The 25831-nt window shown below is 43.0% G+C and carries 25 protein-coding genes; 6 read left to right on the plus strand and 19 right to left on the minus strand.

Features of this window, described 5'->3' with window-relative positions:
- Positions 1–52: 52 nt before the first annotated feature.
- Positions 53–940, minus strand: a complete 888-nt coding sequence (locus tag MKX41_RS14350; RefSeq protein WP_340971347.1) for a phosphotransferase family protein — start codon at positions 938–940, stop codon at positions 53–55.
- Between the two features lie 119 nt (positions 941–1059).
- On the opposite strand from MKX41_RS14350, the gene MKX41_RS14355 reads away from it, so the two are divergent.
- Complete coding sequence (locus tag MKX41_RS14355) at positions 1060–1608, plus strand: MepB family protein (protein WP_340971349.1); 549 nt, start codon at positions 1060–1062, stop codon at positions 1606–1608.
- Here the strand turns inward: MKX41_RS14355 and MKX41_RS14360 are convergent.
- Positions 1578–2105, minus strand: a complete 528-nt coding sequence (locus MKX41_RS14360; protein WP_340971351.1) for a peptidase M56 — start codon at positions 2103–2105, stop codon at positions 1578–1580. The genes MKX41_RS14355 and MKX41_RS14360 overlap by 31 nt on opposite strands.
- Before the next feature lie 107 nt (positions 2106–2212).
- Between MKX41_RS14360 and MKX41_RS14365 the strand changes: the two genes are divergently transcribed.
- Both MKX41_RS14365 and MKX41_RS14370 read left to right on the plus strand, forming a co-directional pair.
- On the plus strand, positions 2213–2821 hold the full coding sequence (locus MKX41_RS14365; protein ID WP_340971352.1) for a methyltransferase family protein: 609 nt from the start codon (positions 2213–2215) through the stop codon (positions 2819–2821).
- Positions 2822–2949: 128 nt separating this feature from the next.
- Positions 2950–4215, plus strand: coding sequence for an alkaline phosphatase (locus tag MKX41_RS14370; RefSeq protein ID WP_339242497.1), 1266 nt, complete (start codon positions 2950–2952; stop codon positions 4213–4215).
- 97 nt (positions 4216–4312) lie between these two features.
- Here the strand turns inward: MKX41_RS14370 and MKX41_RS14375 are convergent, their stop codons facing one another.
- Positions 4313–4843, minus strand: coding sequence for a hypothetical protein (locus MKX41_RS14375; protein WP_340971354.1), 531 nt, complete (start codon positions 4841–4843; stop codon positions 4313–4315).
- Positions 4844–4901: 58 nt separating this feature from the next.
- Positions 4902–5435 (minus strand): PadR family transcriptional regulator, encoded by a 534-nt coding sequence (locus MKX41_RS14380; RefSeq protein WP_340971357.1) that lies wholly within the window; start codon positions 5433–5435, stop codon positions 4902–4904.
- Between the two features lie 176 nt (positions 5436–5611).
- Here MKX41_RS14380 and baiCD point away from each other — a divergent pair, with 176 nt between their 5' ends.
- Positions 5612–7537 (plus strand): bile acid Fe-S flavoenzyme BaiCD, encoded by a 1926-nt coding sequence (baiCD, locus tag MKX41_RS14385; protein WP_340971359.1) that lies wholly within the window; start codon positions 5612–5614, stop codon positions 7535–7537.
- A 210-nt stretch (positions 7538–7747) separates the two neighbouring features.
- On the opposite strand, the gene MKX41_RS14390 is transcribed toward baiCD, so the two are convergent.
- From MKX41_RS14390 to MKX41_RS14410, 5 genes are all read right to left on the minus strand, one after another.
- Positions 7748–8842 (minus strand): winged helix DNA-binding domain-containing protein, encoded by a 1095-nt coding sequence (locus MKX41_RS14390; RefSeq protein ID WP_340971361.1) that lies wholly within the window; start codon positions 8840–8842, stop codon positions 7748–7750.
- Positions 8843–9235: 393 nt separating this feature from the next.
- Entirely contained in the window at positions 9236–9802 is a 567-nt protein-coding gene (locus MKX41_RS14395; protein WP_340971363.1) for an NADPH-dependent FMN reductase, read from the minus strand.
- Between the two features lie 15 nt (positions 9803–9817).
- Positions 9818–10879, minus strand: coding sequence for an LLM class flavin-dependent oxidoreductase (locus MKX41_RS14400; RefSeq protein ID WP_340971365.1), 1062 nt, complete (start codon positions 10877–10879; stop codon positions 9818–9820).
- Positions 10880–10911: 32 nt separating this feature from the next.
- A complete protein-coding gene (locus MKX41_RS14405; RefSeq protein WP_340971366.1) occupies positions 10912–11883 on the minus strand; it encodes a ring-cleaving dioxygenase in 972 nt (323 codons plus the stop codon).
- Between the two features lie 96 nt (positions 11884–11979).
- A complete protein-coding gene (locus MKX41_RS14410; RefSeq protein WP_042189900.1) occupies positions 11980–12447 on the minus strand; it encodes a MarR family winged helix-turn-helix transcriptional regulator in 468 nt (155 codons plus the stop codon).
- A 529-nt stretch (positions 12448–12976) separates the two neighbouring features.
- On the opposite strand from MKX41_RS14410, the gene MKX41_RS14415 reads away from it, so the two are divergent.
- Both MKX41_RS14415 and MKX41_RS14420 read left to right on the plus strand, forming a co-directional pair.
- A complete protein-coding gene (locus tag MKX41_RS14415) occupies positions 12977–13324 on the plus strand; it encodes a PadR family transcriptional regulator (RefSeq protein WP_042189902.1) in 348 nt (115 codons plus the stop codon).
- Positions 13311–14306: an HAAS signaling domain-containing protein gene (locus MKX41_RS14420; RefSeq protein ID WP_042189905.1), complete on the plus strand. Its 996-nt coding sequence runs from the start codon at positions 13311–13313 to the stop codon at positions 14304–14306. Before MKX41_RS14415 ends, MKX41_RS14420 begins: the two co-directional genes overlap by 14 nt.
- 261 nt (positions 14307–14567) lie before the next feature.
- On the opposite strand, the gene MKX41_RS14425 is transcribed toward MKX41_RS14420, so the two are convergent.
- The 10 genes from MKX41_RS14425 to MKX41_RS14470 all read right to left on the minus strand — a co-directional run bounded on the left by MKX41_RS14425 (position 14568) and on the right by MKX41_RS14470 (position 25803).
- Positions 14568–15842 (minus strand): alpha-L-fucosidase, encoded by a 1275-nt coding sequence (locus MKX41_RS14425; protein ID WP_340971370.1) that lies wholly within the window; start codon positions 15840–15842, stop codon positions 14568–14570.
- A 49-nt stretch (positions 15843–15891) separates the two neighbouring features.
- Positions 15892–16842 carry an ROK family protein gene (locus tag MKX41_RS14430; protein ID WP_143764145.1) on the minus strand — a complete coding sequence of 317 codons (951 nt, stop codon included), beginning with the start codon at positions 16840–16842 and terminating at the stop codon, positions 15892–15894.
- A gap of 27 nt (positions 16843–16869) precedes the next feature.
- Complete coding sequence (locus MKX41_RS14435; RefSeq protein WP_076300524.1) at positions 16870–17562, minus strand: copper homeostasis protein CutC; 693 nt, start codon at positions 17560–17562, stop codon at positions 16870–16872.
- A 24-nt stretch (positions 17563–17586) separates the two neighbouring features.
- Positions 17587–19041, minus strand: a complete 1455-nt coding sequence (locus tag MKX41_RS14440) for a leucyl aminopeptidase family protein (protein WP_340971375.1) — start codon at positions 19039–19041, stop codon at positions 17587–17589.
- Positions 19042–19082: 41 nt separating this feature from the next.
- The gene (locus tag MKX41_RS14445; protein ID WP_042189914.1) at positions 19083–20075 is read right to left on the minus strand and encodes an ABC transporter ATP-binding protein; all 993 of its coding nucleotides are present in this window, start codon (positions 20073–20075) and stop codon (positions 19083–19085) included.
- Complete coding sequence (locus MKX41_RS14450) at positions 20072–21073, minus strand: ABC transporter ATP-binding protein (RefSeq protein WP_042189916.1); 1002 nt, start codon at positions 21071–21073, stop codon at positions 20072–20074. The genes MKX41_RS14445 and MKX41_RS14450 overlap by 4 nt, the downstream gene beginning before the upstream one ends.
- Before the next feature lie 13 nt (positions 21074–21086).
- Positions 21087–21998 carry an ABC transporter permease gene (locus MKX41_RS14455; RefSeq protein WP_042189918.1) on the minus strand — a complete coding sequence of 304 codons (912 nt, stop codon included), beginning with the start codon at positions 21996–21998 and terminating at the stop codon, positions 21087–21089.
- A gap of 69 nt (positions 21999–22067) precedes the next feature.
- Positions 22068–22991: an ABC transporter permease subunit gene (locus MKX41_RS14460; protein WP_042189920.1), complete on the minus strand. Its 924-nt coding sequence runs from the start codon at positions 22989–22991 to the stop codon at positions 22068–22070.
- Between the two features lie 113 nt (positions 22992–23104).
- Positions 23105–24709 carry a glutathione ABC transporter substrate-binding protein gene (locus MKX41_RS14465; RefSeq protein ID WP_339266029.1) on the minus strand — a complete coding sequence of 535 codons (1605 nt, stop codon included), beginning with the start codon at positions 24707–24709 and terminating at the stop codon, positions 23105–23107.
- A gap of 89 nt (positions 24710–24798) precedes the next feature.
- Positions 24799–25803, minus strand: coding sequence for an asparaginase (locus MKX41_RS14470; protein WP_340971380.1), 1005 nt, complete (start codon positions 25801–25803; stop codon positions 24799–24801).
- Positions 25804–25831: the final 28 nt, after the last annotated feature.

A 25831-nucleotide genomic window follows, 5' to 3' on the forward strand; every position in this document is an offset into this window, starting at 1 on the left:
AGCAAGCACAGCACTTCCTAGCATGCAATGAAGTCATTTCAAATTTTTCCCATCAATTCATTCCTTCTATAGATCTTTGCAATACCTCTATACTTTCCTGAAGAAATGCCTTATTGTTCTCAATCCCTCTGGTTTTACACCAAACTACCGCACTAAAAGCATCATAAAAATTATAAAACGGTATAATATTTTCGAGATCAGGTAAAGGACGAACCGATTCGTAGCCTTGCACATAAGGGAGCCGTGTTAGCGGGTTTACTTCCCAGACGTATCGGTTTATTTTTGTAAAATCAATTTCAGAGGAACCACCACGAGCGCTCTCGTAATCAATTATACCAACGACTACATTATCTTTTATTAATATATTGCCTGGTCGAAAATCCATATGAACAACACAAGGCCCATCAGGTTCAGGTAACGCCGAATATACGCTATCAAAGTGAGTAATACATTCCTCAAATAAATCAGGATGAAGGAGTTCCTTACAAGGTTCTTTCCACTTTTCAAAATTATTTTTCAGGTATAATCTCCAGCTATTGTTCTCTACCATCTGAAAACCATCGGATCCATAACATCCATACGCTGGCATGGTAACTTTATGAAGCATGGCATGATAATTACCGATTTGAAACGCCAGACTCTGATCAATGTTACTCGTACAAGGCACCCCATCTATAGCGGAGAGAAGCAATGCACCGACACTTCTATTATCTCCGTCCCAGAAATCCAATACTTTTGGAACAGGTATAACACCCTTTAGTCTTTCAAGCATCTCAAATTCGCGAACCAGTTTATCCCTGTAGTATGGAATTTTCACGTATACGTTGTCTAGATTATTAAGAGTAAGTTTATACACTTCAGAACTAAACGACTCTGGAACAGACTCTATATTCAAAACACTCAGCTTAAAAATTTCAATTAATTTATGTATGGATTTCATACGACTACCTCCAGTCTCAAGGGAAAGGTGCTCTGTTCACGGTTGTGAACTCCCTATTCTTGCATTAAGATAGAGAACATTAGGAGTTTCTAAGGAACTCAACCGGGAGATTTGAACAGATGAAATTTAAGAATCACAGCTTTTCAGGTATCATTCATAGTGATCTGCTTGCTACCCAAGAGCTTGTATATAACCCGTGCAATCTTGATTGCTCTGACCTCATTCATGAACCACACAATGCTGATTATGGGGCGTATATATTTAATATAAACGTGCTATCCATTAGATTCCGTGTTGCAAAAATCACACCTACAAAGATCGGGCAGTTTGTCACGTTATGGGAGAGAATTGGAGATGGCCCCATCCAACCCTATGATATATCAGATCCTGCTGATCTCTTCGTTATAAGTACGCGCAATGAGAATCACTTTGGTCAATTTGTATTTCCAAAAGCTGTGCTAGGTAAACAAGATATATTATCCAATAAAGGTGACGGTGGCAAAAGAGCACTACGAGTGTACCCCCCATGGGATAATCCCACGAGTCGTCAAGCTCAAAAAACACAAAAATGGCAGTTGGAATATTCCCTAGAAATACCGGTAATTAAGCCAGCAGACTTTCTTCGTGTGCAAACACTTTACGGTTTTCCAGTAAATCGAACAGTCTGACCTATGTCCTCCACATGCTTTATATCCGCCCATAAAATAAAATAATTGAACAAAGAATCTCCTATTTTCACCGCTTCTGGATATTTCAAAATAATAGCAGCCTGATGATTCCATTCCTCTTCCTGATCAGCAGAAGGCACAATCAATCGTGCTTTCTCTTCCGCTTTTAACCCCTCTAGTGTCAGTTCAATGATTTGTGGATCAGAGCCATAAGGCTTCAGTTGATGAAATGCATCCTTGTTTGCTACTTCATCGATGGATAACCCCTCTCCAGAAATAGCGGATAATTGAAAAAATCCGTCGTTCCCCTGATACCTCTCAGCATATTCTGGATTTACTTCCCACTCGGAGGGATACTTCAAAGTGACCTTATACTCTTTTGAAGTATATGTTGACAACCCCGATGGCTTAACCAGCATTCCGATTCCACTTACTAATGCAATAGCCGCAATAATCAGGACCCCTAACCACCATCTTTTATACGTTGACGTTTTCACATTATCCCCCTAAATCAATATTTAGTTGACATGCACAGCATCAGGAAATAAGATATAAGCAAACATATGAGCAATCATTCATATGTATTAGTGAGGAGGAAATTACAATGAGTAATCTAAAAAATATCCTATCCCTAATTCTTTTCTTCATATTCCTTATTTCTTACCTTTTGAAGCTCCTTATACTTTACAAAAAGAACCACATTAAAGGTAACGTATTAGCTAAAGGAAATAAACGATCTATGATCCATTATACCGAGCTGTTCGTTAAGACTACTACTTTTGTGTGGGGAGCAGCGTGGTTTATGTTTTCCTTAGCGGAGTCATACATAGTTACACTAGTAGGAGAACATTTTAATCATCCGGCGATTCACTTTATCGGTGTTGGTGTAGTAGCCCTCGGATGTTCCATTTTCATACAAGCAATGATTGCCATGCGTACTTCGTGGAGAGTTGGGATTGATAAGTCTACTGTAACAAAACTCATCACGCACGGTATATATAAATTTAGTAGAAACGCCGCATTTGTCGGTTTTGATCTCATGTTTCTTGGATTGTATCTTATGTATCCAAATTCATTAACACTAATTATATTCTTTCTTAACATTGTAGCCATTCATTTACTTATTCTTCAGGAAGAGCAGCATTTAAAATCTGTATTCGGAGATGAATATATTCAATATTGTAATAATACACCTAGATATATTTTATTTTGAAATCTTGCCTACTGTAAATCCTATGCTTTCAAGCACGCTACAATTTACATTTTTTACAATATCCGAAAACATTCTCTTAATGTAATTACTATAGTATGAGGTTGTAAACATACATTAGGAGGGAAATTATGAAATCACCGAAAAAGTACGGCGTTAAGACGGCAATTGTAGCGACTGCAGCAACTGCTCTCTTCGTTTCCAACGTAGTCACTACACAAGCACCAAATCAGGCCAATGCAGCTTCATCAAACACAAGAAATGTGATTCTGTTTGTCGGTGACGGAATGGGTACTGCCCAGCGCAATGCCATCCGCCTAGCTACAGTAGGTGAAAAAGGAAATCTAGCGATGGATTCTATGCCATATGCTGGACTAATTCATACAAGCTCCACTGTCCCTGTTACAGATTCAGCTGCTTCAGCCACAGCCTATGCCAGCGGAGTCAAGACTTATAACGGTGCCATTGGGATGAATGCAGATAAAAAGTCCGTACAAACCATTATGGAATATGCAAAATCAGCAGGGAAATCTACAGGCGTTGTAACTACCAGCCAAGTTACTGATGCTACAGGCGCCGCCTTTGGTGCTCATGTTGAAGATCGCTCCAAACAAAGTGATATCGCTCTGCAGCTTCTGACCAAGAGCAAAGTTGACGTTCTTCTCGGTGGAGGCGAAGACTTCTGGTATCCTGCTGGGAATCCAGGTAAATTCGCAGATGAGCCAGCTGAAGATCCTTCAGAGAAGAGCAAAGGAACGCAAGGGAACCTTGTAGACAAAGCTAAACAGCTTGGATACTCCTACGTAACGAACAAAACCGATATGCAAAAGGCGAAAAGCGGCAAGCTTCTCGGGTTATTTGCAAATGAGGAAATGTTCCAGCAAAAGCCAGAGGGTGAAGGAGATATCTACAACCCGGTTGTATCCCTGCCTGAAATGACGAAAAAAGCGATAGACACGCTTGCAGCAAATAAAAAAGGATTTTTCCTGATGGTTGAAGAAGAGGGTACTGACGAATTTGCACACCAAAACAATGCCAAGATGACGATTAAAGCGGGACAAGAGTTAGATAAGTCCGTACAGATTGCCAAAGATTTCGCTAAAAAGAATCCGGATACCCTTGTCCTAGTTCTCGCCGACCATGAAACAGGTGGATTCTCTATTGAAGCCGTAGACGCTGAAGATGAATCAGGTGACGGCATTTCCAAAGAAGATGGTCCGTTTGCCATCGCTAACTCCAAACAGAATTTCGTTGTAGACTGGACGACTTCAGGTCATACAGCAGTGGATATTCCAATTACGGCCATGGGCAAAAACGCTCAGTTGTTTACAGGAGTATACGAAAATACCGAAGTATTCACTAAGGTTGCGCAAGCCATGGGCATTAAAGTGAAATAAAAAGATCGAACAACATAAAAGACTAACCAGACTTTCTGGTTAGTCTTTTTGATTGATGAATCGCAATCCCGGGTTCTCACTATGATGATCTCCATACCTACTTAGCATCTGTTCGAATAACAAACGTGATTTCCTTAGTCTGGTCTAGCCACTCGCCTGTCAGTCGAAATCCCCGTATAGTTGCCCCTGATTCATAATCCTTACTATCTGAACTAAGAAAAGCCGCCATATTCGAATCGAGCTTAAAAGTAGCTGTCTTATCCGCCCATTCAACATTTACCGGCTCTGCTGTTTCTTTTTTATACTTTAAAGTACCATTATCTTTCAAAATATAATCTGTCAATTTGTAGCTGTTTGGGGCTGTATTGCTAAATTCGATTTCTATGATTTCTCCAAGCTTCACATAGGGAATTGAAACATCCGGTTCAGTCATAAGGCTTTGGAAAGATACATTAACTTCTTCTGAATTAGTGTTCCTTTCAAGTGGCTTTAAGACAGATTGAATGACTCTCCCCTTGGTTGTAACCGTTACTTCCTTAATTACAGAATCACTTGCCTGTTCTTGATCGCAGGCTGAAAAAATAAACAGGAGTACAAGACCAAGGGTTAATAAGTATACTTTTCTCAAGGAAAACCCCCTTCTTCATTAATTTCAGTTACAATGATGATCGACAGCGAGATACGGATCAATGCATATCCAAGGCGCCCAGTTTATGGGAAAGCTCATGGATTAACTCTAGCTCATGTAATACCATACTTCGGGTATAAAAATATAGCTCTTCAGAGTAATCCAAATCTTCACCGTTCCCAACCACTAGGGATAACTGTTGTAAATGTTCCAGCTTCTCTTTCATGTAAGTCTCTCTGTAATCAAGTAATCTTCGGCGGGCCTCCTGATCCAGTAGCTCATAATAAGCAAGACGAATAGACCATTCATTATCAATACGAATAGTCTCCAGTGAAAATTCGTTCAAGCAGATATGAAACCGCTCCTCACCCTCGGCTGTGATGGAATACACATACCGTTTAGGCCGGTTTTCCTGCATTTCCGTTTTTTTAATCACCCAACCTCGCTTTTCAAACAATTTCAGCTTCGGATACAGCGAATTATTATTAACGATTTTATCGTTACTCATTACGAAAATGATATTTTTTTTAATCTCATAACCATGTTTTGACCCTTTCATTAATTGAGCCAGAATCAAGACTTCAATATCCATATTCATCCTCCGAACTACCGGACTTCATTTCCGGTCATTTTCTTATCTTACCTCAAGGACTGCATTTGTGCCAAATACTTCGTGATTTTATGCACATACTTTTATCGTTCCGTTCGATAGTATAGGTTAAAATAACCTAGTTATTTTTAACCTATGTATAGAGAGGAAGTTATAGCATGGAATTCGCACATTTGTTCAGCAAAGGTACGATAGGAAATATGGAGCTTAAGAACCGGGTCATTTTGCCTGCCATGGGAACAAAAATGAATGCTCCGGGTGGGTATGTCAGCGAGCGCTTGATTGATTACCATGTAGCACGCGCAAAAGGAGGTAACGGCTTAAATACAGTTGAAGTAACAACCGTTCACCCAACGGCTGCTTCTGAGGATGCTCCAGCCATATTTGATGATAAATTCATTCCTGGTATGACCCAATTGGCTCATGCTATTCGTGATGCAGGCGGCAAAAGCTGTCTTCAGTTATGGCATGGAGGGAAAGTAACTCCCAACCTGATTCAAGTCTCCTCCTCCCCTGTCCCTTTCGAGGGTGTAACACATACCCCCCGAGAGCTGGAGAATCACGAAGTTAGTGAGATGGTTCAAGCTTACGCAGATGCTGCTTCACGTGCGAAAAAAGCTGGATTTGACAGTGTAGAATTCCATGCTGGTCATGGTTATTTGCCACAACAATTTCTAAGCCCAGCGATGAACTTCCGTCAGGATGAGTACGGCGGTTCCTGGGAGAATCGTTGTCGCTTTCCGCTCGCTTGTATCCGTGCCATTCGAGAAGCCGTTGGACCTAGGTTCCCTATCTTGATGAGAATCTCTGCTATCGAGGATCTTCCCGGCGGACTTACACTGGAAGATATGAAGCTCTTCTCGAAGCTCGCTGAGGATGCTGGTATTGATGCGATTAATGTATCGCGCGGAGTTCCAGCAGGCTCAGCTATTAAATATGAAGTACCACCTATCGATCTACCTGTGGGCTTCAATGTAGATAACGCAGCACAAATTAAATCCGTGGTTAACATTCCAGTTATAGCTGTAGGACGTATTAATGATCCAGCTATTGCTAATCGAATTATTGCCGAAGGACTGGCTGATTTCGTAGCTATTGGCCGCGCTCAATTGGCAGATCCTGAATTCTGTAACAAAGCATTAGCTGGACGCGCGGACACTATTGTTAAATGTGTGGGTTGTGATCAAGGTTGCTTCGATGGATTCGTAAATCCGAAGGTGCCTTTCATCAGCTGTGTATTTAATCCTGCTACCGGAAGAGAAAGTGAATATGAATTACAGCGAGCGAGCACACCAAAAAAAGTACTTATAGCCGGTGGTGGGCCAGCCGGATTAGAAGCAGCAATCACGCTGAAACGTCGTGGGCATTCTCCAATCTTATGCGAAAAGAATGACATTCTAGGCGGACAGCTTTATATCGCTGGTGCCGCACCGCGTAAAGAAGAAATGGCCACGGCTGCTCTGAATATGGGAGAGACGGCTAAACGTGAAGGTGTAGAAATCCGAATGAATACGGAGGTTACTCCAGAGCTTATTCAAGAAATCAGTCCGGATGAAGTCATTCTTGCAATCGGATCAGCCCCGATTATTCCTCCAGTAGAAGGTGTTCTGAGTAGTCATGTAGTAAATTCACATGATGTATTATGGGGAACAGCTCATCCTGAAGGTCGAGTTGTTATTATTGGAGGGGGTTTGGTCGGTCTCGAGGTCGCTGAGCTCCTGGTCGAACGCGGAAATCAAATCACTGTTGTAGAAATGCAAGCCGATGTAGCAAATGATCTGGGTATCCTTCGTAAAATCTGTGTAATGGAAAGCTTATATGGCCACGGTGTTAGATTAATGACCAACAGCAAGTGCATGACGATCCAAAAGAATAGCGTGATGGTTGAAAAAGATGGGGAGCTTCTCAGCCTGCCAGCCGATTATGTAGTAATCGCAGTAGGATCACGCGCCCTAAACAAGCAATCCCTTCAGAACTTCTTGGAGGACAGCTCCATTCCTTATCATGTAATTGGGGATGCAGTACAAGCTCGCAGAGCGCTTAATGCTATTTGGGAGGGTGCAGAATTAGCTAGACGAATTTAGTTCATATAGTCAATTAGATTTATGAATAAACCCGGCAGGTCGCACCTGCCGGGTTACGTTCTTATCAGAACTATCTGAAAAATCAACTTTCAGGGGCTAATAAGTGCGTTAGTGCCTGCACCTGTTCCATATGTATTCGTCTTCTATAAAGCACCTTAACTCGCCCTCATTCATGAACTTGATCTTCACCCCTGAACGATATTTTCATTCTCATGTCAATGTAGAAGACACGCTAAAATTGAGTATCGGCAGCCCGATAAAAGCAGCATATCTTTCAGCAGCTTTAAACACAGCTTCTTCAGCATTTCCAAGTTCTCTAAATGGATGAATGACTATCTCAATTCCTTTTTTCTTAATCGAACGTTTCCATGTACCTATAACTTGGCCACCAACAACAATCATAGGCATGAAAACACCGTTGTTGCCAGGAACAATTAAAGGAGTCGTCTCAGGTTCAAGTACAGCACTCCGGTCTTTATAACCAAGAATGTACTCATCGAAACCTGGAAGTAAATAGATACCTGACTCTTCTTCCGCTGAAACTACTCGATGGTTAGACATCCAATTCTCATTGCCATTTATATCTGTCGATTGAAGTTCTTTTTTCACAGATTCCAGCCCTCGTCTGGCATCTGTAAGGGTTATGCCTGCCCACCAAGCGAAGTCCTGAACGGTCGCTAATCCACGGGCTGTAAAATACCGCAAGGCGAGTTCTTGCAACGATTGTTCGTAAGATAGCTCACGGCAATCTGGCACCCATTCCTCTAACAATACAATCGTTTGCTGTTTACCATTCATCGGACCAAAACAAATCAGTCCTTGATAGGCACTATTCCAGAGCATGTGATAACCGCGTTGATTCCCCGTGTGGATGCCTTCCTCTTCTATTAGCTGAAGTAGGACCGAACGATCCATGTGCTTCCCGCCCTTTAGAGCATCCACAATAATTTCTCTACAGCGCTCCAGTGTCTGATCATCAAGTCCAAGCTCAGCCATTCGCCGCTTCGTTTGTGATGCTAAACGCGGTGCAGAGAGCTGTAGCATCCATTTTACATCTTCTGCTGGGACGAAATGAAGCGTACCTCGCAGCGTCCAAGTAAGTATAATCTTACGGTCAGCGATTGCACGCTCTATATCAGCTAATTTCGTAGCAGGAGAACGTAGTCCGATGGCCCAAACCGCCTGCATATAGTCTTGCGCTTGCATAGCCCCCATTTTTTTCACGACCTGCTCTGGTGTGTGATGTAAAGAGCCTGCAATCATTTGATTATACAACCTACTATTTGCAATAAGGTTATTCGTCACACTACTCCCCCTTTTCAGAAATGAATCCTCAAATTATATACTTCCAGTTATTTAACAAAATGGTTAAGTCCTTGCTCATGTCTATGTCGATATTACTATTGATTCTATTGAAATACGAGATTAAATTAGAATATGAACTCCATTCCATTGCATAATGTGCAATAGAAAGTCATATACAGACCTCAAAAAAAGGTTTCTATTGCACTTCGTACATTAGAATTTGCTGAAAACCTTCAAAAAAGAGTTTTAACCTATATTTAATTGTAAAAAATGCAACAGAATTCAGATCCCCTTTCTTTTGGATCCATTCTGTTGCACGAAATACAACGTTAGGGATAAAATACCCTTTTATATTACAGACTGAAGGTATTTTCTTAAACAGAGCCCTTCTTTTTAAAAGAAAAACGCTGCTTCTTCCGCTTGCTTCACTTGCTGCATCGCATTCGTGGTATTCACCAATTCATTAGCTAGTCGATTCAGTCTAAAAATAATATCATCATCCACAATTACTTTCCGGTCATATTGTTTCTCTTCAATAAAAACATACTTAGGAACCACCACCGCTCTCATATAAGAGAGGATCGGTTTCAGTTGTTGTTCTGCCACTAAGTAATGTTTTGAAGAACCTGCAGTTACTACAATACCGATAACTTTATCCTTAAACCCATTAACCGGGAGTAAATCAAATAGATTCTTAAGTGTTCCTGGAATCGAAGCTTGAAAAACTGGGGTGCCAATGATATACGCGTCGGCGGCCATGATTTTCTCCAGAACAACTTTGGTATCACCTGTATAATCCATGTAGCTGCGTCCATCACTAAATTCCAGCCTATAATCTCCTAGATCAATTAGTTCTACGTCGAAATCCGGATGCTTTTCTGTGATGTTGTTAAGTGCTTGCTGTACAGCAATTCTAGTCTTCGATCCAACAATGGATCCTGAAATCCCAATGATCTTCATACTATCCCCTCTTTCTTATTTCTTAGCTGTAGCACGTCTTACGGCTGGTGCTACTTCAGATGCGAACAGGTCAATCATTTGTTCCACTTGAGCATAAGGTAACCCACCGACATCAATCTGAGCTAAAAAACGATTATGACCATACATCTCATGTTGATAGAGGATCTTCTCCACAATTTGTTGCGGGCTTCCCACGAGCAGTGCATTTCGCACACTCATCGCTTCCGCAAATTGTTCTTTCGGATAGTAAGACCCACGAATCTCTTTCATCAAGTGATTGATATATGGATAATAATCGCGGAATGCTTTTTGTGAGTCCGGATCAATATACATTAAAGAAGTTGTGCTGATGGGAAGGTCTGCTGGATTAAACCCTGACTCTGCAGCAACCATACGATACGCGTCTACAGAACCCTTAAAGGCAGATGACGGGCCACCAAGGGTGGTCAGCATCATCGGGATCCCCATTCTTCCCGCCTTAATTGCACTTGCTGGAGGTCCCCCAACCGCTCGCCAAATTGGCAACTTTCCATTTAAGGGCTTAGGGAAGATTTCCATATCATTTAATGCAGGACGGAATTTCCCTTCCCACGTTATACGATCGGACTCATTTATTTTCATGAGCAATTCAATTTTCTCTTCGAACAATTCTTCATAATCTCTTACGTCATAACCAAAAAGTTCATAGGCCCCGAGACGCGATCCACGTCCAGCAACAATCTCTGCTCTACCGCCTGATAACAAATCCAATGTTGCAAAGTCCTCATATACACGTACAGGATCTGCTGTACTTAGTACAGTTGCTGAACTGACAAGCTTTATACGTTCGGTTGCATTTGCAATGGCTCCAAGGACAACCGAGGCAGCTGAGGTAATGAATTTCGGTTGATGACTCTCGCCTACCCCAAATACATCTAATCCAGCATCCTCAGCTAATTTGGCAGCCGCTACGATCTCTTGAATCCGTTGTCGTTCACTAATTGCTTTTCCTGTTAAGGCGTCTGTGGTGTGATCACCTAACGTGTATAAACCTAGCTCCAACCCTTTTTTCTCATCGATTCTATATTGTTCCATCATGATTATGTCCTCTTTTCATAGTTGTATTAGGTTTAGCGGATAGGATGAAGCTTCGATTCAATCTCTTCACGACGTTCTTCCAGAAATGAAGGTAAGGTCAAATTCTCTCCTAGCGCGTCAAAAGTTTCATCAATCTCAAATCCCGGGCCATCTGTAGCAAGCTCAAAAAGAATATGGTTCGGATCCCGGAAATACAAGGAATGGAAGTAATAACGATCAATGACCCCTGTATTTTTAAAGCCTGCAGCAGTGATCTTGGCGGCCCATGCGGTTAGTTCTTCGATATCCTTCACTCTTATAGCCACATGATGGATGCTCCCTTTACCCGGTCTCTCCCGATCTTTGTCATTTACTTCTTTGACCTGGAGCTCGGTGTATAAACCACCCTTCCCCGTTTCATATATATCTACCATAATCTTGGAATCATCCATCGATGGTACTGTCCGAACTTGTGTATAGCCCAAGATATCTTCCAAAACCGTCTTTGTGCGGCCAGCCTCACGTACAGTCAATTCAACGGGTCCTAACCCAACGATGGCATACTTTGGAGGGATGTCTTCTGTAATCCACGGTTCAACTAGCTCGATACCATTATCTTTTTCAGCCGATACTAAATGGACCGTCAATTCATCTCTATCATAAAAAGTAAGCGACTTACGTTCCCCGATACTTACAATCGCTTCATGAGGAACTTCAAAAGAATCTAATCGACTAGCCCAATACGACAAGGCTTCATCGCTAGGAACAAGAAGGGAGAAAGAGCTAATACTGTTCGTCCCTTTGCGGGTCTGACCTGCATTTGGCATTTCAAAGAAAGATACTTCGGTTCCAGGAGCACCATTACGATTTCCATAAAATAGATGGTACATGGATGGATCATCTTGATTGACCGTTTTCTTTACAAGTCTCAGTCCCAGTACCTCTGTATAAAACCATAAGTTTTGTTTAGCGTCCTTAGTAAGCATAGACACATGATGTTGTCCGTTTATGGGTTGTTGTTTCATTTTAAAAACCTCCTAATGAGTTTTGTCGAATTTAAGTTTACTAGTATACTGATGAGGAAAAAAGTAAGCTTTATTATCAATAAAGCTTTTGCGACACTACTGAACACCTCGCGGGAGTCGATTCTCATCTTGGCTATGGCGATGAATCTTTTTAAGCATGCTGTAAAACACTTTCTTCTCCTCATCTGTCAGTGGATCGAATAACGAGGCTTGGAAATCCGATTGCAAGGGCAGTACCTTCTCAATAAGTGTTTGGCCCTTTTCCGTTAAAGTAATGTACTTCACTTTCCAATCCTGTTTGCGTTCAATCCATCCTTCCTTCTCTAATCTGCCAAGCATATGGGATACCCCACCTTTAGTAATGGTTAGATGCTCGGCAATTTCCATCTGTGTTACAGGCTGATGTAATAATATTTGTACCAAGGTATCGAATTGATTAACTGTTAAATTAAATTGCTTCAAGAATTCATTGGAAAGATCGTTACTATTCTCATATACCCTAACCAGCCGCAACCAGATCAATAAGCTTAATTGGTTATCTTCAGTGAATCCATTGTTTCTCATTTGGTCACGTCCATCGTTTGTTTATTTTATGTGTTATTTGATTTGTTAATATGAGTATACTAGTAAACTGACGAGTAGTCAAGCTCAGTAGAAATCCTACACGCTTGCCAAATACCACTTCGGAATATAGGTTTGAAAATCATCATACTACTCCAGAACACTCTCCGCTCGGCTCAGCATATTAGTAACTTCCCTTTGACCAACCCTTATGAACCGGTTTAACTACCTCCCGTGTAGAAGCATTCGGGATGTCACTAAAAAATGGAATCATTTCACAACCTCCTTTTAATCAAACTGCTTCACAAAATAGAAAAATTTTCTTATTTATTTCTTAGAAGATTATTTTATTCAATTGATGTTAGAACAACAATAGTGTATGATGCATAGTATAGATCAAATACTGTATGACACATAGTAAGTATAAGCGGCTTCGACGTCCTCTCAAGGACAGCGAGCGTTTAAACCAAAAATATAAGAACAATTTATAAGCAATTATAAATCCTTATATTTTAAATAATGAGGTGGGTGAATGAGTACTTTATTAAATTCTTTAATCACAGAGCTTAGGAGAGGTACGTTAACACTAGCCGTTTTAAGTCAATTACGAACACCCCAGTATGGATATTCGCTCGTTCAATTGTTGGAGGAATCCAGCATCATCATCGATCAAAGCACCCTATATCCATTACTTCGCCGATTAGAGAAACAGGAATTAGTGACGAGCAGCTGGGACACATCCGAGAGCAGACCCCGTAAGTATTATGTTCTAAGTGACTATGGCGTAGAAATTTTTTTACAGCTAAAGGAAGAATGGCTTAAGAATTCGAAAGAGCTCTACGGCCTATTACAAGGGGAGGATGACCATGAATCTAATTGAGATTTACATTCATGAAGTGACTCGGAGGTTACCGGAACAAAATCGGGAGGATATCGCTCTCGAATTACGATCTACCATCGAGGATATGTTACCGGATGATTATGACGAAAAAGAGGTAAAAGCCGTCCTTACAAAATTGGGCAATCCCGCTATTTTAGCTAGTGAGTATCGCGATCAGCCCATGTATCTCATCGGCCCACGCTATTTCGATTTATATGTTACGTTGTTAAAAATGATTATACCAATCGCTGTAGTTGTTTCTTTAATCGCTCTGGTTGCTGATTACTTGATTGGCTATAGCGGAGATAAAACAGTTGCGGATATTGTTACTGCAGTTATAAGTAGAGGAATTGGAACCTTCCTTGAAGTAGGAATCCAAGTCTTTTTTTGGATAACTGTTGTGTTCGCTATTATCGAACGGGCGGATAAAGGAAAGGAAGGTCATCCACTTACTACAAAATTAAGGAAATGGACTCCTGATGATTTGAAGGATATCGCGCTTGTCCATAAGAAAAAAGCAATTACAAGCTTCGAAGTGTTCGGAAGTTTACTGTGGACTGCCATTTGGGCTACTGTTTATTTTAATGCTGAACACCTGATCAGAGTCTATAGAGGCGGTGAAGGCGCACTTAACTTCGTAGCCCCAGCTTTTAATCAGCATGTGTTACTTGATTATTGGCCTATTATTCTTATTGTGATCGGATTAGAAGTCGCATTAACTATATATAAATTAATCAAGAGACAATGGACTAGAGAATTAGCATTATGTAATACGGCCCTCGAGCTCATTGTGCTTATTGTATTCGCTATTATCCTTATAAATCCGAATGTATTTAACCAAGAATTCATTAACTACATGTCTAATTTATTAACTACTACAGCTAACCAGTTTGAAACGGGGCTAGTAGGTGGAGGAATAGCGGTCTTGATTTTAATTGCGGTCCTCAATATATATGAAGGCTTCCGCAAGGCTCGCCTTTAGTATTCACAAAGCGGCGATTCTCCTGTTATTTGGAGAATCGCCGCTTTGTATTCTGATTCGTTGGCTGCCTGCTTCAACAGCTTTCACAGTGTCAGTCAGCACCGGTCCGTTAACATCCCAAAATGCAATAATACTTCGATTAGAGTCATCTGTGCTTGATAGGTACTTTGTATATGTCGTAATTATTATAGGAATCAATCAAAAAACAATAGAGTGCCCCAGCAGCCATTCATGACTTATGGGACACTCTATCTGGTTTAATTAAAGAAGCTCAAGCTCAATAACCGTATCCATCTCGTCGGGAAGCTTAGCCCCTTTTAATGTAATAAACGCTCCACCGTCAACATCCGAATATTCCTCAGCCATCCACGGCACCTCCACCTTTAGCTCGGTACCATCACGTAGTAATCTAGCCTTTTTAATCTTCCCTTTCAAGCCTTGGAAATAGATCGGGCCAATTCCACGGTCGTAGACGTGCGCATACAACTTGTTGCCCTTTTGCGTATAACGTCCCCACTCTGGCTTAGGCAGCGAAGACTTCCCGCATCCATAAATACTTTCGCCATTAAGGCGCATCCACTCCCCAACTTCGTCAAGGATAACCAGTGATTCCCGTGTCATTTCACCCTTAGCATCTGGTCCAACATTAAGGAGGAGGTTGCCATTCTTACTGATACATTCGACCATTGAGCGAATGACCTGCTGGGTTGATTTATAATTTTTATCTTCGGAATGGTAACCCCAGTTATCATTAAGCGTAATGCATGCTTCCCATGGAATGGATTGACCATTCACGTCAACAATGCCACCGGGAGGAATGATCTGCTCTGGAGAAAAGAAATCTCCAGCATATTCTTCTGGCTCGGCCGCGCGGATATCCCCCCCCAAACGATTGTCAATAATAATATCCGGCTGGATAGAGCGAATCATACGGATTAGCTCCGTTGCTTTCCATTTCTCTCCGGTCATATTGTCGTAGGAGAAGTCAAACCACATGATGTCGATTTTGCCGTAATTCGTCAACAGTTCCTTCACTTGTCCATGCATATACTCCAAGTATCGATCAAAATCAATCGGCTTGTCTTTAGCCGCTTCGTTATCCCGATCAGGATGCGCTTTATCACCATATCCAGGGTAGTCATCATGATGCCAATCAATAATAGAGTAATACAGACCTACAGCAATACCTTCCGCCCGGAAAGCGTCTACATATTCTCGAACGAGATCACGTCCAGCAGGCGTGTTAGTCGCTTTAAAATCTGTTAGCTTGCTATCAAACAAGCAGAATCCGTCGTGGTGCTTGGTCGTAAGAACCGCATATTTCTGCCCCGCTGCTTTTGCTGCGCTGGCCCACTTCTTCGGGTCATATCGAGATGCGTCAAATTCATCGAAATACGTCATATAATGCTCTCTACTCATTCGCTCGTTTCCACGAATCCACTCACCTCGTGCTGGAATGGAATATAATCCCCAATGAATGAACATACCGAATCTATCCTGTAAGAACCATCTCGTTCTTTCTTCTCTTGCACCCATCTCTTCAGCCCCTCCGTTTTCGCTAGCTTTGATAAATAGTTCAGATAGTCTAGACGGTATGAAATAATGCTGCAGCGCCTATAAGACCTACATCATCCCTCAGACCTGCTGATTCAATAGTATAAGTTCCTTTATACGGCTTCATGACAAGTTCCTCTGTTTTCTCTCTCAGCGCTGGAAACAGTAGTTCACCAGCTTTGCTTACGCCTCCACCAATTACAATACGATCAGGATTAAACGTATGTACCGCGTTAGCTAATCCAATCGCCATATAATGAATCGTTCGCTCAATCACCTCGACAGCCACCGGATCTTTTAGTGCCATCGCTTCGAAGACGTGTCGAGAATTAATCTTTTCACCACTTCTACTAGCCAGCTCTGTAATCATCGACGTTCTGCTCTCCATACTCCGCAGTGCCATATCCCGAATCGCTGTACCCGAAGCAAATACTTCCCAGCATCCATATCTTCCACAGCTACATTCCGTTCCGTTCGGGTCAATAATATTATGACCGAGTTCTCCTGCAAATGAGTTCGTTCCGAGCAGTAGCTCACCATCCATAACAATTCCAGCTCCAATTCCTGTGCTGAAGGTAACATACACCATGTTGTTCGAGCCTTTACCAGCCCCTCTTACATACTCGCCCCAAGCCGCAGCGTTCGCATCGTTTACCACCTTCACTTCTATGCCAAGTTCTGACTCCATCCAATGTTTCAGTGGAACATTATCCCATTCAGGAAGATTGGTACCGTGAATTACGATTCCATCCTGGCTATTCACAGCTCCAGGTGAAGCCAGTCCGACTCCAATCAGCGGTCGCCCTTCGGATACAGAGCGGATCATTCCGATCATTCGCTGCACCACCTCTTCAGCGGTGCGCGCGCCAGCTGTCTCCATTAATTCCCGATTCAACATGGTACCCTTTGAATCGAATAATGCTGCGGCAATTTTTGTTCCGCCTAAATCAATTCCTACTACATAGCTCTCAGCCTTATGCATAACCATTCACCTTTTCACTATCTATTATTAGCCGTTCGAATGAATATTCTTAGCTAACGCCCGCAGGGCTACTGGATCGATTGGCGACAAAGCATCTTTGCCATGACGAACAGCCGATCCAAAATGTACTTCTGTGACTCCGGTCTGTTGAATAAACGATGTAATACCTTCTGGCTTCAAACCACTTCCAGCCAAAATACTTATCGAACTACCTCTTGATTCCTCTACTAGCCTACGCATAGCGGGAATGGCTTCAGGTGCCGGACCTGGTCCAGCAGAGGTAAGTATACGAGTGATTTGCGGGTAATTACAAAGCGTCCGATAACCTGCAATTTGGTCCTCCAGCTCATCAAAAGCACGATGGAAGGTTACTTGTAAGCCATCTGTCAATGGCAATAATATTTCAAGCGCATGCTCATCGATCTTTTTTTCCGGTGTTAATGCGCCAAGAACAACTCCCGAAGCACCACTGGCTGCAATCTGCCTGATCTCTGCAGCCATGGTCAAAATATCATCCTTGGAATAGTTAAATGATCGACTGTGCGGACGGACCATAACAAAGACAGGAATGCTAACCGATTTGGCTACCTGCTCCACCAACCCTATTCCTGGTGTTAATCCACCTTCCGTAATGGCAGTAATAAGCTCAAGACGATCTGCGCCATTCGCCTCAGCCGTCAGAGCATCATCCATACAAGTAGCGATGATTTCCAATCTCATAACTTTCACCCACTCTTCCAGTTGTTAATGATGCACTTGCTTCATGACATAATCGGCGAGCAGACGTGCACCATATCCCGTCGCTCCAGCTTCAGAGTACCCCACATCCTGTTTGTACTGTACCGTCCCAGCCATATCAATATGAACCCAGCTCATAGATTCTGCTACAAAGCGCCGAATAAATAGGGCTGCTGTAATCGCACCTGCAAAAGGGGAAGTACTAACATTGCGGAGATCGGCGTAATTACTCCGAAGATCTGCTTCATATTCATCCATTAACGGCATGGGCCACAGTCGTTCTCCATTGCGCTCACCAATCTCAACTAGACTCTGCGTTATATCTGCATCGCCCCATATGCCCGCGATGCCTAATCCGAGCGCCGCACCGACATTTCCAGTTAAGGTAGCGATATCAATAGCTTGGGTTGCTCCGATATTCGCGGCATGAATAAGCGCATCCGCTATGATAAGTCGACCCTCGCCATCCGTATTCGCAACCTGAACGGTTAGCCCGTTAGGGTAGCGGATAACAGACGAAGGTAACATCGCCTCAGCATCTGGCACATTATCAACGACTGGAATAAGTGCGGTCACATTTACATTTGCACGCTTCCGTATCAAAATATCCATAGCCCCAATAACAGCAGCCGCACCGCCCATATCCATGCGTGCATCGCTGATATCGCTAGCCGTCTTCACATTCATGCCGCCTAAGTCAAAGGTTACACCTTTACCTACCAGTGCTAACATCGGTAATTCAGGGTTACTCTTGTAACGAATTTCAACTAGGGCTGGAGCGTGCTTACTCCCCGCTCCAACTGCGAGCAATCCATTCATCTGAAGTTCCACGAGCTCCTGTCCTCGATAGATATGGACTTTCAAAGCAGCATCATCACGGTCGAAAAATTCTGCCATCCATTCCGCAAAACGATCAGGGTTCAGTGTCCCAGGTACCTCATTCACAAGATCGCGAGCAACTACGGCTCCTTCAGCGCGTATCTGCGCAGAAACCCGTACAGCTTCCAATTCAATCGATGACAGCTCAGGCCAATCTATCGATTGAAGCTGTAATTCAACAGAGCCTTCCACCTTGGTAGTTCCCCGATAAGTTTGGAAACGGTACAAGCCGAGAATCCAGCCTTCCATCCAAGCTTGTAATTCATCAGCAGCAGTAATATCCTTATTCCTATTTATAGCCTCCGATGCTAAGCGAACAAGCGAAGCACTACTGCGTCCTTCCTTCAGAATTGCACGAGCAGCAGCTCCACCCGCTCGGCGAATCCTCTCAAGCGTAATATCCTTGCGCTTTCCCATTCCTACCGCTAACACATCAGACTCTTCCTCAGTGCGAGCATGTAACCAAGTCACACTGCTGCACTGTTTGTGGGGCGATCCCAGCTTAAAAGGAAAAGACTCCTCGTCATAAGCTAAATAGACAATAGTATCCGCCACATTAGCGGAATCGAATAAGATATTCATCGTTGTCCCTTCTTTTCCGTAAAGTTATCTCACAATTTCAGCTACCGCTCTAATTTCAGCATTTCTTCATCAAATAAATGACACGCAACCTCATGACCTGGTTCGACTTCTCGGAATATCGGTACATGCTGCTTACAGATTTCCATGCAGGAGGGACATCTTGTATGAAAACGGCATCCCGACGGTGGGTCAACCGGACTTGGAAGATCTCCCTTCAGAATAATGCGCTCCTTCTTTAAGGTAGGATCGGGTACAGGTACAGAAGATAGCAGTGCTTGTGTGTATGGATGCATTGGACGATCATACAAGGTATCCTTATCCGCCGTCTCTACGAGCGAACCAAGATACATAACTCCAATTCGATCACTAATATGCTCAACAACACTTAGATCATGTGAAATGAATAAATATGTCAGGCCATACTCTTCCTGCAGATCCTGCAACAGATTTAGCACTTGTGACTGAATCGAAACATCCAGTGCTGACACAGGCTCATCTGCTACGATTAAGCTTGGGCGAACAGACAACGCCCGGGCGATTCCAATCCGCTGTCGCTGCCCACCGCTGAATTCAAAAGCGTAGCGCTCGGCGTGGATACTATTCAATCCTACTGTCTCTAGTAACTCGCATGCTAGTTTATCCCGTTCTTTGGACGAGAGCTTTGTATGAATGAGCAGAGGTTCAGCCACAAGATCCTTCACCTTCATCCGTGGATTAAGCGAAGCATAAGGGTCTTGGAACACCATTTGTATATCTTTACGAATAGGCCGCATTTGATTGTCTGAGATATGGCTAATATTTTGACCCTTAAACCACACTTCACCGTCATTCGGCTCCAGCAAGCGAGTCACTAATCTACCCGTAGTAGATTTACCACAGCCACTTTCACCCACAAGGCTGAACGTTTCTCCTTTACGTATAGCGAATGAGATCCCATCAACTGCGTGCAAATATCTAGTAGTTCCGAAAAAGCCCTTTTTCACCGAAAAAAACTTCTTCAGACTTTTAACTTCAATGAGTGGAGTCTCCTTCACAAACGTTCCCCTCCTTCCGTGTTCTCCTGCTGTGTAAGCCAACAACGACTCTTTCGCTCTAGTCCCTCAATAGGGAGTAACTCTGGCTCCTGCGAGAGACAACGCTCTGTGACATAATCGCAGCGTGGCGCAAACTTACAACCTGCTGGCATTTGTGATAGATCAGGTACATTCCCTTTAATGGAATCCAAGCGACGTACGTTTTGACGCAGCTTAGGAACGGATTGAATTAATCCCTTCGTATATGGATGCTGCGGTCTTGCAAATAGCTCATGAACGGAAGCTTCCTCCACTACACGACCAGCATACATAACGACTACACGGTCGCATAGTTCTGCTACTACACCAAGGTCATGGGTTATGAGCAGCATTCCCATATCCTGTTCTTCTTTCAGGTGCTTCATTAGATCAAGGATTTGAGCTTGAATCGTTACATCAAGCGCCGTTGTTGGTTCATCTGCAATCAGTAGTTTCGGGTGGCAAGACATCGCCATCGCAATCATTACACGCTGCCTCATACCGCCAGAGAGCTGATGCGGATATTCATCCACCAAGTCTTCCGCACGTGGTATACCAACTAACCGCAACATATGAATGGCATGTTCACGAGCCTTCTTCCGACCATAACCCAAATGCAACATGATCGGCTCCATCAATTGCAAACCAATCTTCAGCACAGGATTAAGTGAAGTCATCGGCTCCTGAAAAATCATCGCCATTTCATTTCCCCGTATCTGGCGCATCTCTTTGTCCGTAACCTTTGTCAGATCCGTTCCCTCGAAACGAACAGAACCGCCAGAAATTCTGCCTGGCGTATCCTTAAGGAGCCGCATAATCGACAGTGAGGTAACGCTTTTGCCACAGCCGGATTCTCCAACTAGACCCAGCACTTCACCTTTCTTAATCACAAAGTCAACACCTGCAACTGCCGTTATACTTCCATCGCCGCGTTTAAACTCCGTTTTCAGCCCTTGTACTTCCAGCAAATTTTGAGTCATGTCTTGTCCCTCCTTAGTTTTTCATTTTGGGATCAAGAGCATCGCGCAGTCCGTCCCCGACCAGGTTAAATGCAAGTACTGTCAAAAATATAGCTAAACCCGGAAAATAAACGATATGTGGAGCTATACTTAAATAATCGCGCCCCATGCTTAACATTGCCCCCCAATCGGGCTCCGTTGGCTTCGCACCCATTCCAAGAAAGCTCAGTGACGCAGCGGCTAAGATTGCCCCACCAATTTTCATGGATAGATTAACGATGATACTAGGGACTGTTTCAGGAAAAATATGTCGCCAAATGATTCGACGATTCTTTGCACCCATTGAACGGGCAGCTTCAACAAACAATGTTTCCTTCGCAGACAATGTTACGCTCCGAATAATGCGGGCGAACGAGGGTGTACCGAAGACTGCAACGGCAATCACAACGTTGGATAAACCAGGCCCAAGTATAGCGACGATCCCAATGGCAAGCAGTAAATCAGGGAATGAGAACAATACGTCACTGCCACGCATAATAATCCGATCCAGCCAACCGCCATAATATCCACTGACAAGACCAAGGATGGTTCCAAGTACACCTGCTATCAATACGGAGCTCAGACTGACCGCCAAAGTCAACCTTGTACCATCAATTAAGCGACTTAGAATATCACGGCCGTATTCATCCGTTCCCGCCCAATGCTTGGCAGACGGACCCTGCATTAGCGCATCATAGTTCGGTTCATCAGGATTATAAGGGGTCAGAAATGGCCCGAAAATGGCAATTAAAAAAAGCAATATGATAAAAAATGCAGCCACAAGGGGCATCTTTTGTTTGCTGAACTTGCGAATAAAAACACCCGCGCGGCCTTTTGTTTTCTCCGGGGCTATTACCTCTCCGGGTATAGGAGAATTGGTTCCCATTACCGCCGAATTGTCGCTCATGATATCCCTCCTAATCCTATATTCACCCTATAGAAAACTATCGTAATTCTGCCTCTCAGTTACTCTAGCTTACTGAGAAAACCTGATTTTCGGATTGAGTACGCCATACAATAAATCTACAATTAAATTGATAAGAATAAATTGTGTTGAAAACAGCAGCAGCAAAGCTTGAATAACTGTATAATCCCGGAACAAAATGGAATCCACCAGCAGTCTACCCAGACCAGGAATACTGAAAACTGTCTCAACCATAACCGATCCACCAAGCAAGAATCCAAATTGAAGTCCAGCTACAGTAACGACCTGTATAAGAGAATTGCGCAGCGCATGCCTGCTAATAACAACATACTCGCGTAAGCCTTTCGCACGTCCAGTACGGATATAATCCTCCCGTAACGTTTCTAGCATCGATGACCGTGAGTAACGAGCCAGCATCGACATAATTCCCATTCCAAGTGTAATGGAAGGAAGAATATACGACTTCCAGGAATCTACACCACCGGTCGGAAACCATCCAAGCTCTACCGAGAAAATTTGAATGAGTACCAAACCTAACCAGAATCCAGGAATCGACATCCCCGAAATGGCTGTCAATGTGCCTAAGTGATCAGGCCATCTATTACGATAAACCGCTGAAATAACACCAATTAGAAGACCAATGACAAGCGCCCAAGCCATGCTGAGAAACGTTAACCACAAGGTAGGCATTATTCTACTTTCTAGCATATCGGTTACTGGAATCCCTGATCGAATCGAATTGCCCAGATTACCACTTAGTAGATCGCTCATGTAGTTTATGTATTGATTCCACAGCGGTAGATTGAGACCTAGTTGCTCTTGAATGCCATGAATCTCTTCAAGTGTGGCGTCTTTACCCGCAATAAGCCGGGCCGGATCGCCCGGAATTAAGTGAATAAACAGAAAGACTAATACCGATACAATGAATAGCAACGGAATAACCCCGAGGAGTCTTTGTAAAGCATATCTACCCAACTCATAAGCCCCCTTCAGTATCGACAAATGATTTAGTTGAGGCCGCTTCCTACCATTCTTAAGAAGCGGCCTCGTTCAATTCTTGGGAAATTAAATCTTGCGTTTGACTTGAATTATTTCACTTCTGCATTTAGGACATTAATGGAACCATCCGGGAAGACTTTGACACCTTCCAGATTCGATCGTTTGCCTGAGATGATTTGGTCAACGCCCATGAATGCCCACGGAGCATCTTCCCATACTGTTTTTTGAATATTTGCATAAATGGATTTAGCCGCTTCCGGATCAACAGATTTGTTTGCTTCAGCAATCCATTTATCTACATTTTCATTTTTATAATAAGCTGTATTCGAGCCAGCTGGTGGGAACATTTCACTACTGAACAAACCTCTAGTAGCACCATCTGCATCACCGGAGGATGGAGACCAGCTGACATACCACATTTGAATTTTTGCTTCTTCAGGTGTTTTAGCAGCGTTAATTTGGTCGGATAAAGTACCGCCTTCCATGGACTTCACTTCTACTTTAATGCCTACAAGCGCTAGCTGTTGTTGGATAAATTGCATACCCTTCATAGTTTCAGATTCATTCTCACCCCAAATTTCGGTTTCGAATCCGTCAGGATATCCCGCTTCAGCAAGCAATTGTTTAGCTTTTTCAATGTCATAGTCATAACCTGTTTGTGGGGAATAATATTGTGTTTTGGATGACATCGTGGAATCAAGCTTAGCGCCAAGACCCGATTTCACCACCTTGATATACGCATCTTTGTTGATAGCATAGTTAATGGCTTGACGTACCTTTACATCATCGAAAGGTTTCTTCATCGTATTCAAAGTAACATAACGAACAATGGTTGAATCGATGGTATCTATAGTAATTCCTTCAAGGCCTTCAACCTCGGATACTTGCTCGGTAGGCATTGGATAAATGAAATCAGCCTCACCAGTCTTCAGCATCGCAATCCGTGATCCATTTTCTGGTACGGGTCTAAAGGTTATACTATCCACTTTCGGCAAGTCCTTTTGCCAGTAATCCGTATTCTTCTCAACAACTAGACGATCACCTTGCACCCATTCTTTGAACTTAAACGGACCCGTTCCTACAGGTTTTTTCGAAATATCAGCTCCGTTTTCTTCTAAAGCTTTCGGGCTAATAATAGGTGCCATAGCAACTTTATTTAAAAATGCGTTGTATGGCTCGCTGAGTGTAATAACCACGGTTTTGGCATCAGGAGTCTCCACTTTTGCTACCTTTGCAAAGCTTTTGCGCAGTCTCAGATTATTCTTCTCATCTTGAATACGGGCGATGTTTACTTTAACCGCTTCAGCATTGAAGTCAGTACCGTCTTGGAATTTAACGTTCTCTTGTAAGTTGAACGTGTAGACCAACCCGTCTTCACTTATGGAATGGCTAGCAGCAAGGACAGGAACTACGTTCATATTCTCATCAAAACCCATTAGACCTTCGTACATCGTTCTGGCAGCGCTGATTGAATGTGTATCGCTTGCGTTATGAGGGTCCAGCGTAATAAAGTTAGCATTGATGGCAATTACAATGTCTTTATCATTTTTTGTAGTTGGGGTGCTAGTTTCCGTTCCACCAGCGGTATTGCCGCCTTGTCCCTCGTTGTTCGCTTTGTTGCCGCACCCTGCAGTCACTACTACTGTAATAAGCAGCAGCATGAACATTGACCATACTTTTCCTTTTGCTTTCATGTTATACACTCCCCTTTAGAAACGATGTATTAGAAAAGCTCCCAGTCCAATTATTCATGAGACTTGAAGATTATTCTCGATCTTTATAATCAGACTTCCCATTGGAATACAGCACGGCGTTCGCCTACAACTGTGCCGCCATCATTAACAATAGTGTTCGGCACGAGTGCATATAAACGATCAATCGTATCTTGATTGCTATAGCCTAAACGTTCCAGAATCGATGCGATGATACAAGGCCATACTTGCTCGGAGCCATCGGATACTTTTAGCGAGATACCGATTCGTTCCTTTCGGAGTCCAATCCCATATACACCTTTAGCGCCGCCCTTTGCCGTCAGATTATCATCCTTTAGAAGCTCTGAGCAGACGAATTTCGTATCTGCAATCATCACCGGATTATCGTTCATAAGCTTTGCAGTCGCAGCAGCTGCGTTACGTATTTCCGTATTCTCAATCAAATCAGGACAGGCTAGCTTTAAATATGAATAAGCGATTTTATGAAGAGGGAGTGCGAAGATAGGAAGACCACAACCATCAATCCCTTGAGGAATGGATTCCTTCGATACTTCTGCGATATAAGCCATGATATCAATGATCTCCTGTTGCACGGGATGGTTAGGATCATAATAAGTATCTATATCCCAACCCATATATTTGCTAAGGCCCATTAACCCTGCATGTTTACCTGAGCAATTATGAAAGATTTTACGAGTGGGCTCATTCGCCCGATAGCGTTCTGCCTTGGCTTCCTCATTCAGTGGGTATGTAGAACAACAATGAAGTCCCTCTTCTTTTAATCCCATTTTCTGAAAAAGAGATTCAAGCGCTTCAATATGAAAGGCCTCTCCCCGATGCGAAGCAGTAAAGAGTGAGGCTTCCTTACTTGTCAAACCGTAAACCTCATCGATCCGACGCTTCATAACCGGTAAAGCTTGGAATGGTTTAGCAGCTGAACGAAGATAGGTCATATGCTCCGGATTACCTGCTTTATACAAAATATTACCTTTCTCATCGACCACACTAACTGCACCATAATGGACATTCTCCAGTAAGCCACCGCGATATTCTTCTACTAATGTTGTAAACCCCATCTGTACAACCTCCTTCGATGTAATTATT

Origin of the sequence: Paenibacillus sp. FSL R5-0475 (assembly GCF_038004585.1) — a bacterium.
Classification (GTDB): Bacteria; Bacillota; Bacilli; order Paenibacillales; family Paenibacillaceae; genus Paenibacillus_AQ.